At 61.5% G+C, this 15,046-nt stretch carries 11 protein-coding genes and 3 pseudogenes; 11 read left to right on the top strand and 3 right to left on the bottom strand.

Annotated elements, in window-relative coordinates; all coding sequences use genetic code 11:
- Positions 1-188: 188 nt before the first annotated feature.
- Positions 189-806, top strand: a complete 618-nt coding sequence (gene plsY, locus N7E02_RS23595; protein ID WP_286580009.1) for a glycerol-3-phosphate 1-O-acyltransferase PlsY — start codon at positions 189-191, stop codon at positions 804-806.
- 33 nt (positions 807-839) lie between these two features.
- Complete coding sequence (dprA, locus tag N7E02_RS23590) at positions 840-1,985, top strand: DNA-processing protein DprA (protein WP_286580008.1); 1,146 nt, start codon at positions 840-842, stop codon at positions 1,983-1,985.
- On the opposite strand, the gene N7E02_RS23585 is transcribed toward dprA, so the two are convergent.
- A complete protein-coding gene (locus tag N7E02_RS23585) occupies positions 1,938-2,165 on the bottom strand; it encodes a hypothetical protein (RefSeq protein WP_286580007.1) in 228 nt (75 codons plus the stop codon). The two genes, dprA and N7E02_RS23585, sit on opposite strands and share 48 nt — an antisense overlap.
- Before the next feature lie 242 nt (positions 2,166-2,407).
- Here N7E02_RS23585 and topA point away from each other — a divergent pair.
- From topA to rpmG, 6 genes and pseudogenes are all read left to right on the top strand, one after another.
- A pseudogene (gene topA, locus N7E02_RS23580) lies at positions 2,408-5,073 on the top strand (type I DNA topoisomerase).
- 68 nt (positions 5,074-5,141) lie between these two features.
- Complete coding sequence (gene rnr / locus N7E02_RS23575) at positions 5,142-7,445, top strand: ribonuclease R (RefSeq protein ID WP_286584000.1); 2,304 nt, start codon at positions 5,142-5,144, stop codon at positions 7,443-7,445.
- Positions 7,446-7,448: 3 nt separating this feature from the next.
- Entirely contained in the window at positions 7,449-7,895 is a 447-nt protein-coding gene (locus N7E02_RS23570) for a DUF983 domain-containing protein (protein WP_286580005.1), read from the top strand.
- 154 nt (positions 7,896-8,049) lie between these two features.
- Positions 8,050-8,577 carry an NUDIX domain-containing protein gene (locus N7E02_RS23565; RefSeq protein WP_286580003.1) on the top strand — a complete coding sequence of 176 codons (528 nt, stop codon included), beginning with the start codon at positions 8,050-8,052 and terminating at the stop codon, positions 8,575-8,577.
- A gap of 10 nt (positions 8,578-8,587) precedes the next feature.
- A complete protein-coding gene (locus tag N7E02_RS23560; protein WP_286580002.1) occupies positions 8,588-9,772 on the top strand; it encodes an MFS transporter in 1,185 nt (394 codons plus the stop codon).
- Positions 9,773-9,862: 90 nt separating this feature from the next.
- Complete coding sequence (gene rpmG / locus N7E02_RS23555; protein ID WP_003547442.1) at positions 9,863-10,030, top strand: 50S ribosomal protein L33; 168 nt, start codon at positions 9,863-9,865, stop codon at positions 10,028-10,030.
- Between the two features lie 737 nt (positions 10,031-10,767).
- Here the strand turns inward: rpmG and N7E02_RS23550 are convergent.
- Both N7E02_RS23550 and N7E02_RS23545 read right to left on the bottom strand, forming a co-directional pair.
- Positions 10,768-12,137: pseudogene (locus N7E02_RS23550) on the bottom strand (PleD family two-component system response regulator).
- Positions 12,138-12,153: 16 nt separating this feature from the next.
- Positions 12,154-12,525 (bottom strand): response regulator, encoded by a 372-nt coding sequence (locus N7E02_RS23545; RefSeq protein WP_093003064.1) that lies wholly within the window; start codon positions 12,523-12,525, stop codon positions 12,154-12,156.
- A 130-nt stretch (positions 12,526-12,655) separates the two neighbouring features.
- Between N7E02_RS23545 and N7E02_RS23540 the strand changes: the two genes are divergently transcribed.
- The 3 genes and pseudogenes from N7E02_RS23540 to N7E02_RS23530 all read left to right on the top strand — a co-directional run bounded on the left by N7E02_RS23540 (position 12,656) and on the right by N7E02_RS23530 (position 15,005).
- Positions 12,656-12,967: a DUF3572 domain-containing protein gene (locus N7E02_RS23540; protein ID WP_286580001.1), complete on the top strand. Its 312-nt coding sequence runs from the start codon at positions 12,656-12,658 to the stop codon at positions 12,965-12,967.
- 1 nt (position 12,968) lies between these two features.
- Positions 12,969-13,617, top strand: a pseudogene (locus N7E02_RS23535) (hypothetical protein).
- A gap of 110 nt (positions 13,618-13,727) precedes the next feature.
- The gene (locus N7E02_RS23530) at positions 13,728-15,005 is read left to right on the top strand and encodes a DNA polymerase IV (protein ID WP_445344463.1); all 1,278 of its coding nucleotides are present in this window, start codon (positions 13,728-13,730) and stop codon (positions 15,003-15,005) included.
- Positions 15,006-15,046: the final 41 nt, after the last annotated feature.

Raw genomic sequence — 15,046 nt, 5'->3', positions numbered from 1 at the left:
CTTAGCTTCGCTAAGATCTTGATTTTGTAACCTCTCCCACAAGGGGAGAGGTAGCCGCCGAGAGTGCGGCAGCGGTATCTCTCCCTTGCGGGAGAGAAAGCGATTTCAACATCTTAGCCGCAGGCTAAGTGTTAGAAATCGCAAGTGAGGGATTGAAACGGGAGCGAGAAAGGCACCGGGGGAACCACATGACCGAACTTCTCAACTGGCAGATCACGCTGCCGATCGCGGCCGGGGCGCTGATCCTGGGCTATCTGCTTGGCTCGATCCCGTTCGGCCTGCTGCTGACCCGCTCGGCCGGGCTCGGCGATATCCGCTCGATCGGTTCGGGCAATATCGGTGCCACCAATGTCCTGCGCACCGGAAACAAGAAGCTCGCGGCCGCGACCCTCTTGCTCGATGCGCTGAAGGCGACCGTCGCAGCACTCATCGGCTGGTATGCCTTCGGTCCGGAAGCCGGTCTGCTTGCGGGCTTTGCCGCCTTCATCGGCCACCTCTTTCCGGTCTGGCTCGGCTTCAAGGGCGGCAAGGGGGTTGCGACCTATATCGGCACCCTGCTCGGTGTGGCGCCGTGGATGGTTCTGGTTTTCGCCGCCGTCTGGCTGTCGGTTGCCAAGATCAGCAAATATTCCTCGCTGTCGGCGCTGGTTGCAACGCTTGTCATCCCGGTTGTGCTGTGGTTCATACAGGAGCCCAAGATTGCAATCGTCATGGCCGTGATGACCGTGATCTCCTGGGTCAAGCATAAAACCAATATCGAGCGGTTGATTGCCGGCACCGAGAGCAGGATCGGCAAGAAGGGATAGTTCCCCGCGGAACCCGTCCCAAGGGGGCGGGTTATGCCGGACGGCAGTGCGAGGCGACAGGGAATTGCGCTGACCGAAAGGCAAAGGATCGCCTGGCTGAGGCTGATCCGCTCCGACAATGTCGGGCCGGCGACGTTCCGGCAACTCATCAATCATTGCGGCTCGGCGGAAAACGCGCTTGCCATGCTGCCGGAACTCTCCCGCCGCGGCGGCGCCACGCGCTTGCCGCGCATCGCAAGCATCGCGGATGCTGAACGGGAGCTGGAAGCGGCACGCCGGCATGGCGCCTGTTTCGCCGGAATCGGCGAGCCGGATTACCCGCCTGCCCTTCGCCAGATCGAAGGCGCACCGCCTCTTGTCGCGATCAAGGGCAATCTCGCCAGCGCCACCCGTCCCTCCGTCGGCATCGTCGGGTCGCGCAACGCCTCGGTGGTCGGCGCCAAGTTTGCGGCCATGGTGGCGCGCCGTTGCGGTCAGGCCGGTTACGTCATCACTTCCGGTCTTGCGCGCGGCATCGATACCGCCGCTCATCGGGCAAGCGTCGAGACCGGCACGATCGCCGTCCTGGCCGGTGGGCTCGACCAGCCCTACCCGCCCGAAAACCTCGGCCTACTCGAAGAGATCACCAGCGGCACCGGCCTTGCGATCAGCGAGATGCCGTTCGGCTGGGAACCGCGGGCTCGCGACTTTCCCCGCCGCAACCGGCTGATCGCCGGCATCTCCCTCGGCGTCGTGGTCGTAGAGGCGGCGGAAAAGTCCGGCTCGCTGATTACCGCAAGAATGGCCGGGGATTTCGGGCGGATCGTCTTTGCCGTTCCGGGTTCGCCGCTCGACCCGCGCTGCCACGGGACCAACGGCCTGCTGAAGCAGGGCGCGGTCGTCACCACCGGTCCTGAGGACGTGCTGGAAGCACTGGCACCACTGTCGCAGCTCGACCTGTTCCAGCAGCCGATGATCGAAGAGCCCGACAAAGCGGATGGCACCATGCTGCCGCCCGATGACGACGACCGCCACGCGATCGTTTCCACCCTTGGCCCCACACCGGCGGAAATAGACGACATCATCCGCCATACCGGCCTTCCGGCATCGTCGGTCTATCTCGTGCTGCTGGAGCTCGATCTGGCGGGACGGCTATATCGCCACGCCGGCGGGCTTGTTTCCATCGCGCTGGACGAATGAGCGCGGGCGCACGCCCGCCTGGATATCGCCGGCCTCCACATAGGCCATCTCGATCAGATAGCAGAGCATGTCCGCCCCCTCGCCGGATGCAACCTGGCGAAGCTCGCCCAGCATCTGGCGGATATAGGCAACCTTTTCGACCGTTTGGCCCTCGCGGAGCCCACTCAACTGAATTGACATGCCCCACCCCGATTATGCACGCTCACAGCGTGAATTTATTTGCATCACACTCAATAAATTGGACTTTAGCGCAATTATTCATGATTGCAAGTCAGCTATACACAGCCTCGGATTGTGTTTCAGAATGCCGCTTATTTCACTTAGGCCCTTGACCGCGGCACAAACGCCCTCCATGTCGGGAAGTCAAACTTCCGCCCGAAACAGCATCAGTTCCGGGCCTTGCTCTATGCAGAGAAACAAAAATGAATGTTGTCGTTGTAGAATCTCCAGCCAAAGCCAAGACGATCAATAAGTATCTCGGCTCGGGTTATAAGGTTCTCGCCTCCTTTGGCCACGTCCGCGATCTTCCCGCGAAAGACGGCTCCGTGCTTCCCGACCAGGATTTCGAAATGTCCTGGGAGGTCGACAGCGCGTCGCAGAAGCGCATGAAGGACATTGCCGATGCCGTGAAGGGCTCCGACGGCCTGTTTCTCGCGACCGACCCGGATCGCGAGGAGAAGCCATTTCCTGGCACGTGCTGGATCTCCTGAAGAAGAAGAAGGTGCTGGGCGACAAGCCGGTCAAGCGCGTCGTCTTCAACGCCATCACCAAGAAGGCCGTGCTCGACGCGATGGCTGCCCCGCGCGATATCGACGTGCCGCTGGTCGACGCCTATCTCGCCCGCCGCGCGCTCGACTATCTCGTCGGCTTCAATCTGTCTCCGGTCCTGTGGCGCAAGCTGCCTGGCGCCCGTTCGGCTGGCCGCGTGCAGTCTGTGGCGCTGCGCCTCGTCTGCGACCGCGAAAACGAAATCGAGCGCTTCGTCTCGGAAGAATACTGGAACCTATCGGCTCTCCTGAAGACGCCGCGCGGCGATGAATTCGAGGCAAAGCTCGTGCAGGCCGACGGCAAGCGGTTGCAGCCGCGCGGCATCAAGACCGGCGACGACGCCAACCGCCTGAAGACCCTGCTCGAAGGTGCGGCCTATGCCGTAGAGAGCGTCGAAGCGAAGCCCGTCAAGCGCAATCCCGGCCCGCCCTTCACCACCTCGACGCTGCAGCAGGCTGCCTCGTCCAATATCGGCTTCAACGCCTCGCGCACCATGCAGGTGGCGCAGAAGCTCTATGAAGGTGTCGATATCGGCGGCGAAACGGTCGGTCTGATTACCTACATGCGTACCGACGGCGTGCAGATGGCGCCCGAAGCGATCGATGCCGCGCGCGCCGCCATCGTCAGCCAGTTCGGCAACCGTTACCTGCCGGAAAAGCCGCGCTTCTATTCCACCAAAGCGAAGAACGCCCAGGAAGCCCACGAAGCGATCCGTCCGACCGATTTCAACCGCACGCCGGACCAGGTGCGCAAGTTCCTCGATGCCGATCAGGCACGTCTCTACGAATTGATCTGGAAGCGCGGTATCGCGAGCCAGATGGCGTCTGCCGAGATGGAACGCACCACCGTCGAAATCCTGGCCTCCAACGGCTCGGAAAAGGCCGGCCTTCGCGCCGTCGGTTCCGTCGTCCGTTTCGACGGCTTCCTCGGCGCCTATATGGATCGCCGCGACGAGGACGAGAAGTCCGAGGATGACGACGAAGATGGCCGCCTGCCGGAGATCAATGCCCGCGAAAAGCTCGACAAGAGCAAGGTGAATGCGAGCCAGCACTTCACCGAGCCGCCGCCGCGCTATTCGGAAGCCTCGCTGATCAAGAAGATGGAAGAGCTCGGCATCGGCCGGCCCTCCACCTATGCCGCGACGCTGAAGACACTGTCCGACCGCGAATATGTGGTCACCGAGAAGCGCAAGCTGATCCCCCATTCCAAGGGCCGGCTCGTCACGGCCTTCCTGGAAAGCTTCTTCACCAAGTATGTGGAATACGATTTCACGGCCGACCTGGAAGAGAAGCTCGACAAGATTTCCGCCGGCGAGCTCGACTGGAAGCAGGTTCTGCGCGAATTCTGGCAGGACTTCTTCAGCCAGATCGAGGACACCAAGGAACTGCGCGTCACCAACGTGCTCGATGCCTTGAACGAGGCGCTGGCGCCGCTCGTCTTCCCGAAGCGTGAGGACGGTTCCGATCCGCGCATCTGCCAGGTCTGCGGCACCGGCAACCTGTCGCTGAAGCTCGGCAAATACGGCGCCTTCGTCGGCTGCTCGAACTATCCGGAATGCAATTTCACCCGCCAGCTTTCGTCCGATGGCGCGGAGGCGGAAGCATCCGGCCTCAACGAGCCGAAGGATCTTGGCGTCGATCCGGCAACCGGCGAGCAGCTGACGCTGCGTTCGGGTCGTTTCGGACCCTATATCCAGCGTGGCGACGGCAAGGAAGCCAAGCGCTCCTCGCTGCCGAAGGGCTGGAAGCCGGAGGATATCGACCACGAAAAGGCGCTGTCGCTGATCAACCTGCCGCGCGATGTGGGCATCAACCCGGAAACCGGAAAGATGATCACCGCCGGTCTTGGCCGCTATGGGCCTTTCCTGCTGCATGACGGCAGTTATGCGAACCTCGAAAGCATCGAGGACGTGTTCTCTGTCGGCCTCAACCGCGCCGTCACCGTGCTGGCCGAAAAGGCTGCCAAGGGGCCGGGTGGACGCGGACGTGGCACGCCGGCAGCACTCAAGGAACTCGGCGATCATCCGGATGGCGGCGCCGTTACCGTGCGTGATGGTCGTTATGGCCCTTACGTCAACTGGGGCAAGGTCAATGCGACCCTGCCGAAGGGCATGGACCCGCAGTCGGTGACGATGGAACAGGCCATGGCCCTGATCATCGAAAAGGGCGGTAAGCAGCCTGCGGCAAAATCCAAGGCGAAGCCGAAGAAAGCTGCCGCCAAGGCCGATGGCGACACGAAGAAGTCTGCTCCGAAGAAGACAGCCGCGAAGAAGGCACCGGCGAAAAAGGCCGCTGCAAAGACGAAGAAGACGGATACGTGAGCGAAGAGCAGGACGACGACAACAGATCGCACCGCCAGCGGAAGCGCGCCGAAAGGGCTGAACGGGGCATGGCCTCGGGCTCGAAAGGCAAGCCCTCCATCATCCAGGGCGTGATCCCGCCGCGCGAAGTCCTGCTCGAGTTCATCTCCGACAACCCGGACAAAGCATCGAAGCGTGAGATCTCCAAGGCTTTCGGCCTGAAGGGTGAGACGCGCGTCGAGCTGAAGGATCTGCTGCGCCAGCTCGAAGACGAAGGGATGCTGAAGAAGAGCCGCAAGTCTCTGACGCGCCCCGGCGCCCTGCCCCCGGTCACCGTTCTCGACATCACCACCCGCGACAAGGACGGCGAGCTGATCGGCCGTCCGGCGGAATGGCCAGAGGATCAGGGTGCGGCGCCGGCCGTGCTGATCCGCCAGTCCAACGAGCAGCGCGGCAAGGGCAAGACGGCCGCAGCCGGTCTCAACGACCGGATCCTGGCCAAGATCTTCCCGAACAAGGACCGCACCGGCCCCGCCTATACGGCGCGCGTCATCAAGGTGATCGACAAGCGCCGCGGCGCGACGCTCGGCGTGATCCACAAGTTGGCCGACGGCGAGATCCGCCTGCTGCCGACCGACCGGCGCGGCGAGGAAATGGTGATCGAGCCCGATGGTCTCGGTGACGCCAAAGATGGCGATCTGGTCGAGAGCGAAACCGTGCGTTCCGGCCGCTTCGGCCTGCCGCGCGCCCGGGTTCTGTCGGTCGTCGGTTCCGTCGCCTCCGAAAAGGCGATCTCGATGATCGCCATCTATTCGCATGGCATTCCCCATATCTTCCCGAAGCAGGTGATGGACGAGGCGGAGGCTGCGAAGCCCGCCTCCATGTCGAAGCGCGAGGACTGGCGTAACGTGCCGCTCGTCACGATCGACCCGGCCGACGCCAAGGACCATGACGACGCCGTCTATGCCGAACCGGATATGTCTGACGACAATCCGGGCGGCGTGATCGTCACCGTCGCGATCGCCGATGTCTCCTGGTATGTACGCACCAAGTCTCCGCTCGACAGCGAAGCGTTGAAGCGCGGCAACTCCGTCTATTTCCCCGACCGCGTCGTGCCGATGCTGCCGGAGCGGATTTCCAACGATCTCTGCTCGCTGCGCGAAGGCGAGGACCGGCCGGCAATGGCCGTGCGCATGGTCTTCTCCAAGGAAGGCCGCAAGGCTAGCCACACCTTCCATCGCATCATGATGAAGAGTGCCGCCAAGCTGTCCTACCAGCAGGCGCAGGCCGCAATCGACGGCAAGCCGGACGACAAGACCGGGCCGCTGCTCGAACCGATCCTGAAGCCGCTCTGGGACGCCTACCGGATCATGAAGATCGGCCGCGACCGCCGCCAGCCGCTCGAACTCGACATGCCGGAGCGCAAGATCCTGCTGAAGCCCGACGGCACCGTCGACCGGGTCTTCGTGCCGGAGCGACTCGACGCCCACAAGCTCATCGAAGAGATGATGATCCAGGCGAATGTCTGCGCCGCCGAGACGCTGGAGAAGAAGCGCCAGGCGCTGATCTACCGCATCCACGATGGCCCGTCGCTTGCCAAGCAGGAGACGCTGCGCGAGTTTCTCGCCACGCTCGGCATCTCCATGGTTCGCGGCGGCAATATGCGCTCCAACTCGTTCAACGGCATCCTGTCGCAGGCGGAAGGCACGCCGCACCAGATCATGGTCAACGAGATGGTGCTGCGCTCGCAGAGCCAGGCGATCTACAGCCCGGAAAACATCGGCCATTTCGGCCTCAACCTGATGAAATATGCGCATTTCACCTCGCCGATCCGCCGCTACGCCGACCTCATCGTGCATCGCGCGCTGGTCGGCTCTCTGGGCCTCGGCGAAGGCGGGATCACGCCGGAGGAAGAGGCGCAGCTCGACGATATCGCCGCCGAGATCTCGACCTTCGAGCGCCGGGCCATGGCTGCCGAGCGCGACACGGTGAACCGTCTCGTCGCCCATCACCTGTCGACACGCATTGGCGAAGAATTCGAGGGCCGCATTTCCGGCGTCACCAAGGCCGGCCTCTTCGTCTCGCTGCCGACCTATGGCGCCGACGGCTTCGTGCCCGTCTCGACGATCGGACAGGACTATTACATCTATGACGAGGCGCATCAGGCGCTGTCGGGCGAGCGTACCGGGCTTGGTTACCAGCTCGGCGATACCGTCGATGTGCGGCTGAAGGCTGCCGTGCCGCTCGCCGGCGCGCTGCAGTTCGAGATGCTGAGCGAAGGCAAGAAACTGCCGACCGCGACTCGTTCGTTCCACAAGGCAGGCCGTCGCAACAGGCCGGGCGGCGGACCGAAGAAGCCGGGCACCCGCCCGCCCCGTGGCCGCAGGAGATAAAAGATGACCGAGCGCGCCGGATCGACCATGAAATATGGCGGCCGCGCGCCCGATCGCCATCTCGGACAATCAATCAAGCGCGGCCTGCTCTGCCGCTGCCCGCATTGTGGTGAGGGCCGGCTGTTCCGCGCCTTCCTGAAACCCGTCGACCACTGCGCCGTCTGCGGCGAGGATTATACTCATCAGCGGGCAGACGACCTGCCGGCCTATCTCGTCATCGTCGTCGTCGGCCATGTGCTGATGACCGGCTATATGCTAACCGACATGGTCTGGCGCGTCTCGCCCTGGGTGCATGTGGCGATCTGGGTGCCGCTCGCGGTTCTCGCCGCGCTTGTCACCATCCAGCCGATCAAGGGCGGCGTCATCGGCCTGCAATGGGCCAACCGCATGCACGGCTTCGGCGGCCCCGATGACGAGAAAGATCCGGGACGCGGCGGCCCACTGCCATGAAGCCGGCGGATACGTCGCCGCTCGAATACCCTGTCGATGGCCGGGAGCTTCATGTCGGCGTGCGTCCGCGTGATGCAGCTTCCTTATCCTCGTCGACAATTCCGGATCGACGCCGCGCGTCCTGATGGGACGGCGCGCCAGCGCCCATGTCTTCATGCCGGACGTCTATGTGTTTCCCGGCGGCCGACGCGACCGCGGCGATCACGCCCTGCCCTTCGGCAGCGACCTGCACCCGCTCGTGCAGACAAAGCTGATGCGAGGCGTTCGGCGCGGCATGGTGCCGGCGCGAGCTCGCGCCCTGGCGCTTGCGGCACTGCGTGAACTTCGCGAGGAAACCGGGATAATTCCGACCGGCGAATCCGGACCTGATCTTGGCCACTTGCGCTATGTCAGCCGTGCCATCACACCGCCGGGTCACATAAGACGTTACGATACCCGCTTCTTTCTTGCGTTTTGCCAGGAGGGCGTCTTCGACCTGACGCATTTCGGCGATACGGACGAGTTGCAGGACTTGCAATGGGTTGACATCGCAACAATTTCTGGTCTGAAACTCGCGCGGATCACGCAGACGGTATTGGAGGATGTCAGAGACCTGATGAAGACCGATCCCTCTGTCCCGTTCGGGAACCCCGTCACCTTTTACTCCATGCGTCACGGGCGTTTCGTCCAAAGCCGACTGTAAGGAACAGTGAATGCCGCAGCCGACGACCGATGAGAACGGCCATATCGAGGAAATCCACTGGCCGTCGCTGATCGCAGCCACGGCCGCAATCAGTGCTGTGGGCATCGCGATCGGCCTCGGCCTTCCCCTTCTCAGCATCATTCTGGAAAAGCGCGGCATTCCCTCGACCCTGATCGGTCTCAACGCCGCCATGGCCGGTATCGCCTCGATGCTGGCAGCACCATTGACGACCAAGCTCGCCCATAGCTGCGGCGTGGCGAAGACGATGATGTTTGCCGTCGTCGTCGCCGCCGTCAGCGCCATCGGCTTCTATTATGCCCAGTCGTTCTGGATGTGGTTCCCGCTGCGCTTCACCTTTCACGGGGCGACGACGACGCTGTTCATCCTGTCGGAGTTCTGGATCAACGAGGCCGCGCCGCCGCGCCGCCGGGGCCTTGTGCTCGGCATATACGCGACTGTGCTCGCGGTCGGCTTCGCGCTCGGACCGCTGCTCTTCTCGCTTCTGGGCAGTGACGGCATCCTGCCCTTCCTCGTCGGTGCGATCATCATCCTGATGGCGCTGATCCCGATCTTCGTTGCGCGGCATGAAAGCCCGGTGCTCGACACCAAGCCGGACCGCCATTTCTTCCACTACATCTTCTTGGTGCCGACCGCGACCGCCGCAGTCTTCGCCTTCGGCGCAGTTTCCGCCGGTGGACTGTCGCTCTTCCCGATCTATGCGTTGCGCGAATCGCTGCAGGAATCGCAGGCAGCCGTGCTGCTCACCGTGATGGGAATCGGCAACATGGCCTTCCAGATCCCGCTCGGGCTGATTTCGGACAAAATGCGCGACCGCCGCCCCCTGCTCGCCGGTATGGCGGTTCTCGGCGTACTCGGATCGCTGGCACTTCCCATGCTCGTGCATAATTGGCTGCTGATGGCCGTCATTCTGTTCTTCTGGGGCGGATGCGTCTCCGGCCTTTATACCGTGGGCCTTGCGCATCTCGGATCGCGCCTCAGCGGCGCCGATCTGGCGGCCGCCAACGCTGCCTTCATCTTCTGCTATGCGGTCGGAACAGTGGCCGGTCCGCAGGGCATAGGTGCAGCCATGGACGTCGCCGGTAATAGCGGTTTTGCCTGGGCGCTTGCGGCTTTCTTCGGCTTTTACGTGGCTATCGCGCTCAGCCGCCCGTTTTTCCGACCAAAACAGAGTTGACTTTTGGCGCGCGATTTGTAATTTCGCGCCAGATTTAGCCGTGGAGCACACAGCGTCCGCGGCTTCCCTATTCTTAGAGGCAGAACCACCATGGCGAAAGCTACGACCATCAAGATCAAGCTGCTGTCGACGGCTGACACCGGTTTCTTCTACGTTACGACGAAGAACAGCCGCACCATGACCGACAAGATGACCAAGACCAAGTACGACCCGGTCGCGAAGAAGCATGTCGAGTTCAAGGAAACCAAGATCAAGTAATTCTTGATCGCTCGGTTTTAAGAGGCGCCGACCGCAAGGTCAGGCGCCTTTTCTTTGCATTTCCGGTTGTCTTTGACCGCCTTGCTCCACCGGATCGCCAAACGAAAAAGCGCCGCATCCCATCCGGGAGCGGCGCTTATGAATTGGGGGTCGACCAGCATGCAATCACGGCACGAGGAACCGCATTGGTATGCCTGCCGGTCGACCGACCCCACGACCCAGGAGATGCGGCGGACCTGAGCATCATGGGGTATGAGAGTGCCTAGTAGGCACAATCTTCCGTTAGGGTCAAAATTGCGCAAAGCAAAAAGAAAATCAATAGATTCTTAACGTGGCGGTCAATTTGGGTTCGCTGTTGGTTAAAATTTGGATGCCTAAGCCCTTTGCGCCAGAGATAGTCATCGGAATTCTTAAGTAATTATCGCCTGACAGCAAATCTAGGCCATTCCACCTACACCCCAATTACATGATGATTGCAGGTACAAAATCCAAGTACCTGACAGAAATAAATGGCGCGGGCCACAGCACGTTTGCTATCTCCCTGTCGCGAAACCGAAAGACTTGCGTTGCCGTAACTCTGCCATCGCCGAAGGGGTAACTGCCTACGGTCGTCGGATCGGTTCACAGAAGAACCCGGCCCAATTCATACCCGCAATTATTTGTTATAAGCGGTGGAAATCTCCACCCAGGACGATCCGCGCCGGTTTTAAACGGCGGCGTCGTATTCCGGGTCGTCATCAGGCGGCGTTTGCCACCACCCGATTGCGACCCTCAGCCTTGGCTCTGTAAAGCGCCTGATCTGCCTGTTTGATCAACTGCTCCGGTGTCTCGGCACCGCTGACGCTGCATGACAGTCCGAAGGACGCCGTCATTTCCAATCTCGCACCGGAACTCTTGACCGAGAACGGCGTCTTCTCGACCATTGCGCGCAGTCGTTCCGCAATGAGAGAGGCGGTGGCTGCATCGGTATCCGGCATGACGACGACGAATTCCTCGCCGCCATAACGGCAGGCAAGATCGGCGCCGCGCACGGTGGAGCGGATGCGCGTGGCAAGCTCCTCAGGACGTCGTCCCCAGCGTCGTGCCCATAGGTATCGTTCACGTCCTTGAAGCGATCGATATCGATCAGACAAGCCGAAAGCGGGCGCCCTCGAGCGGCCGAGCGGTTGAACAGCATCTTCAGATGATTGTCGAGGTAGCGGCGGTTATGGAGCCCGGTCAGGGGATCGGTGACCGCGAGCTCGATCGTCTGGCGGACACTCATCCGCAGGCGGTCGTTGTAACGCTTGCGCTTGATCTGCGTCAGCGTTCGGGCAAGGAGCTCGTTCTGATCTACAGGACGGACAATGTAGTCATTGACGCCTAGATCCAGCGCACGAACGACCATTTCTTCGGCCCCGACTTCCGTCGCAAGCAGGATCGGCAGGAAACGCGTGCGTTCCAGCGAGCGAAGCTGGGAGCAGAGCCGAAGCGGGTCATAATCGTCGAAATTGGCGTTGACAATCACCAAGTCCCAAGCGTTTTCGGCGGCCTCGAACAGCGCGGCCTGCGGATCGGAGATTGCAGTCACCTCACCAATCGGCTTTAGCGCCTTGATGATGCGCTCCTGGGAGCTTGCACGGCCATCGACGAGCAGGATCTGCCCCATCTCCTCGCGACCGTCCAATCCTTTCGATGCATCTTCCATTCCGAGATTCTGGGCGGTGTCCGCACGGATGCGGAGTTCGTCGCTCAGGCTCTTCAAACGAACAAGGCTGCGTACGCGAGCGATCAATTGGACGTCGTTCACCGGCTTGGTGAGAAAATCATCTGCCCCCGCCTTGAGGCCACGCACGCGATCGGAGGGCTGGTCGAGTGCAGTCACGATAACGACGGGTATATGCGCCGTGCGAGCATTGGCTTTCAGTCGTTCGCAGACTTCGAAACCGTCTATGCCCGGCATCATGACATCGAGCAGGATCAGATCCACATGGGTGGCTTCGCAGATCGCGAGCGCCTTGTAGCCATCCTCGGCCGTCAGCACTTCAAAGTATTCGGCCAGAAGACGCGCTTCCAACAGCTTCACATTGGCCGGAACATCGTCGACAACCAGTATCCGTGCCGTCATCTTTCTGTTCCCGTCCTCACGCGTCGCCGAGATAGGTTTTGATCGTTTCTATGAATTTCGGCACCGAGATGGGCTTGGAGACGTAGGCCTCACAGCCACCCTGGCGGATGCGCTCCTCATCGCCCTTCATCGCGAATGCGGTGACGGCGATGACCGGGATGACATGAAGCTCGTCATCTTCCTTCAGCCACTTGGTGACTTCGAGGCCGGAGACTTCCGGCAACTGAATATCCATGAGGATGAGGTCCGGCCGGTGCTTGCGCGCCAGGTCCAGTGCCTCCATGCCATTGCGCGTCTGAATAGTTTCGTAGCCCGATGCTTCGATCAGATCGCGGAAGAGCTTCATGTTCAGCTCGTTATCTTCAACAATCATGACCCGTTTGGGCATGCGGTCCATTCCTTAATTCACGCCTTGCAAGCATTCCTTCGACATATAAGCTCCCGAAAATTCGATTCCACGGAGCTTCGTTCGCGACGACGCTAACGCGATTTAGTTGAAAAGAGGTAACCTCAGGACAATGCCCCCGAAAAACACCGCAAACCAGCAGGCAATCGCCGCGCAGGCAGAGGAAACAGCCGCGACCGTTCTCGCATGGCTGGCAGGCGAACCGGACATGTTCCAGCGTTTTCTCGCACTTTCCGGCGTGACACCGGACCAGATCCGCAATGCGGTGTCAGACCCCGGCTTTCTGGCGGGCATGATCGATTTCGTCATGGGCCATGAGCCGACCCTGCTCGCTTTCTGTGAGGCCACGGGCACGAAGCCGGAAACGGTGGTGGCCGCCTCGCATCACTATACAGGCCCTCATCTCGGCTCCGGCGAATACTGACATGACAGAAATCGTAGACATCTCCCACATCCGCCTTGGTGACAGACCGCTGGTCGTCTGTGACGTCGATGATGTGGTGCTGAACTTCGCGGCCCCGTTTGCCGACTATCTGCGCAAAGGCGGCCATGAACTGTTGCCGCGCTCCTTCCGGCTGACCGGCAATATCGTCTCGATTGAAACCCAGGTCGCGCTGGAAGAGGCAGCCGTCAAAGGCCTGATCGGGGACTTCTTCGCAGCGCAGGAAAACTGGCAGACACCGGCCGAGCTTGCAGTCGACACCCTCAAGGCACTGGGTGAAGACGCTGACATCGTCTTCCTGACCGCCATGCCGCCACGTTATCAGGAGGCCCGGCGCCGGCTTCTCGACCGGCTCGGCTTCGACTTCCCGCTGGTCGCGACGCAAGAGCCGAAGGGCCCGGTGATGCACAATATCCACTCCGGTCGCGCCCTGCCCTCGGTTTTCATAGACGACATGGCCCACAACCTCCATTCCGTGCGGGATCATGTCGCGAGCTGCCTCGTGATCCACATGATGCCCGATTCTGCCGCTGCATCTTCTGGCGCCGAAGCCTGATGACGGCATCGTCAGGGCAATGGACTGGGGCCATGCGGAACGTCTTATCCGAGCCCATATGCGCTGCGCCTCATAGACCTAAGGACGATGCGGCTACCCCACGGAAGCGACCTCGCATCCTCTTGAGCGTTGCGGGATTCCAGCCTATTGTGGCGATGTTCAATATTTGTTCCGGACCTGATGCTCGTGACCGACAAGAAGACCGGCTTCTGCCGCGACTGCCTCGCCGAGCAGACGGCCGAGATCAAGAGATGCCGATCCTGCGGCAGTCCGCGGCTTGTCTATCACAACGAACTCTATGACCTGACGCTCGCCCATATCGACTGCGACGCCTTTTATGCGACGATCGAGAAGCGGGATGATCCCAGCCTCGCCGACAAGCCTGTCATTATCGGCGGAGGCAAGCGCGGCGTCGTGTCGACCGCCTGCTACATTGCCCGTATCAGCGGCGTGCGTTCCGCCATGCCCATGTTCAAGGCAATGGAACTTTGCCCCGACGCGGTAGTGATCCGCCCCAATATGGAGAAATACGTGACCGTCGGCCGGCAGGTGCGGCAGTTGATGATGGAACTGACGCCGCTCGTGCAGCCGCTGTCGATCGACGAGGCCTTTCTTGAACTTGCAGGCACCGAGCGTCTGCATCGCGATCCGCCGGCGCGCATCCTGGCCAAGCTTGCCAAGCGCGTCGAAAGCGAGCTCGGCATCAGCATTTCCGTGGGCCTCTCCTATTGCAAGTTCCTCGCCAAGGTCGCCTCCGACCTTGAGAAACCGCGCGGTTTCTCCGTAATCGGTGAGACCGAAGCCAAGGATTTTCTGGCCCCTCGCCCGGTCACGACGATCTGGGGCGTCGGCAAGGCCTTCAACAGCACACTCGAAGCCGACGGCATCCGCACAATCGGCCAGCTCCAGACGATGGAGGAAGGCGATCTCATGCGGCGTTACGGGACGATGGGCCAGCGGCTCTATCGCCTCGCCCGTGGCATAGACGACCGCGACGTGCATCCGAACGATCCGGCCAAAAGTGTTTCCGCCGAAACGACCTTCTTCGACGATATTTCGCGCCATGACGACCTTGTGCCAATTCTCCGGCGGCTTTCGGAAAAAGTGTCGGCGCGGCTGAAGAAACACGAGATTGCCGGACATACCGTCGTCCTGAAAATGAAGACGGCAGACTTCAAGAGCCGGACGCGTAACAAGCGGCTGGAAGACCCGACCCAGCTCGCCGACAAGATTTTTCGCACCGGCCTGTCCCTGATGGAGCGGGAGACGGACGGCACGAAGTTCCGGCTTCTCGGCATCGGTGTCACCGATCTCTGCGACCCGACGCTGGCCGATCCGCCCGATCTCGTCGACCAGCAGGCCGGGCGGCGCGCGGCGGCGGAGGCGGCGATGGACAAGCTGCGCGACAAGTTCGGCACGGCAGCCGTCGAGACCGGCTACACATTCGGCGGCAAGCGTCGTTAAGCGGCGATAAGAAATTTTCGGGGCCCCCAATCGGCGCATTT

Origin of the sequence: Terrirhizobium terrae (assembly GCF_030323265.1) — a bacterium.
In the GTDB taxonomy this organism is placed as follows: domain Bacteria; phylum Pseudomonadota; class Alphaproteobacteria; order Rhizobiales; family Rhizobiaceae; genus Neorhizobium.
Note: the sequence above shows the minus strand (reverse complement) of the source record. Positions and strands in the feature narration are given on the sequence as shown.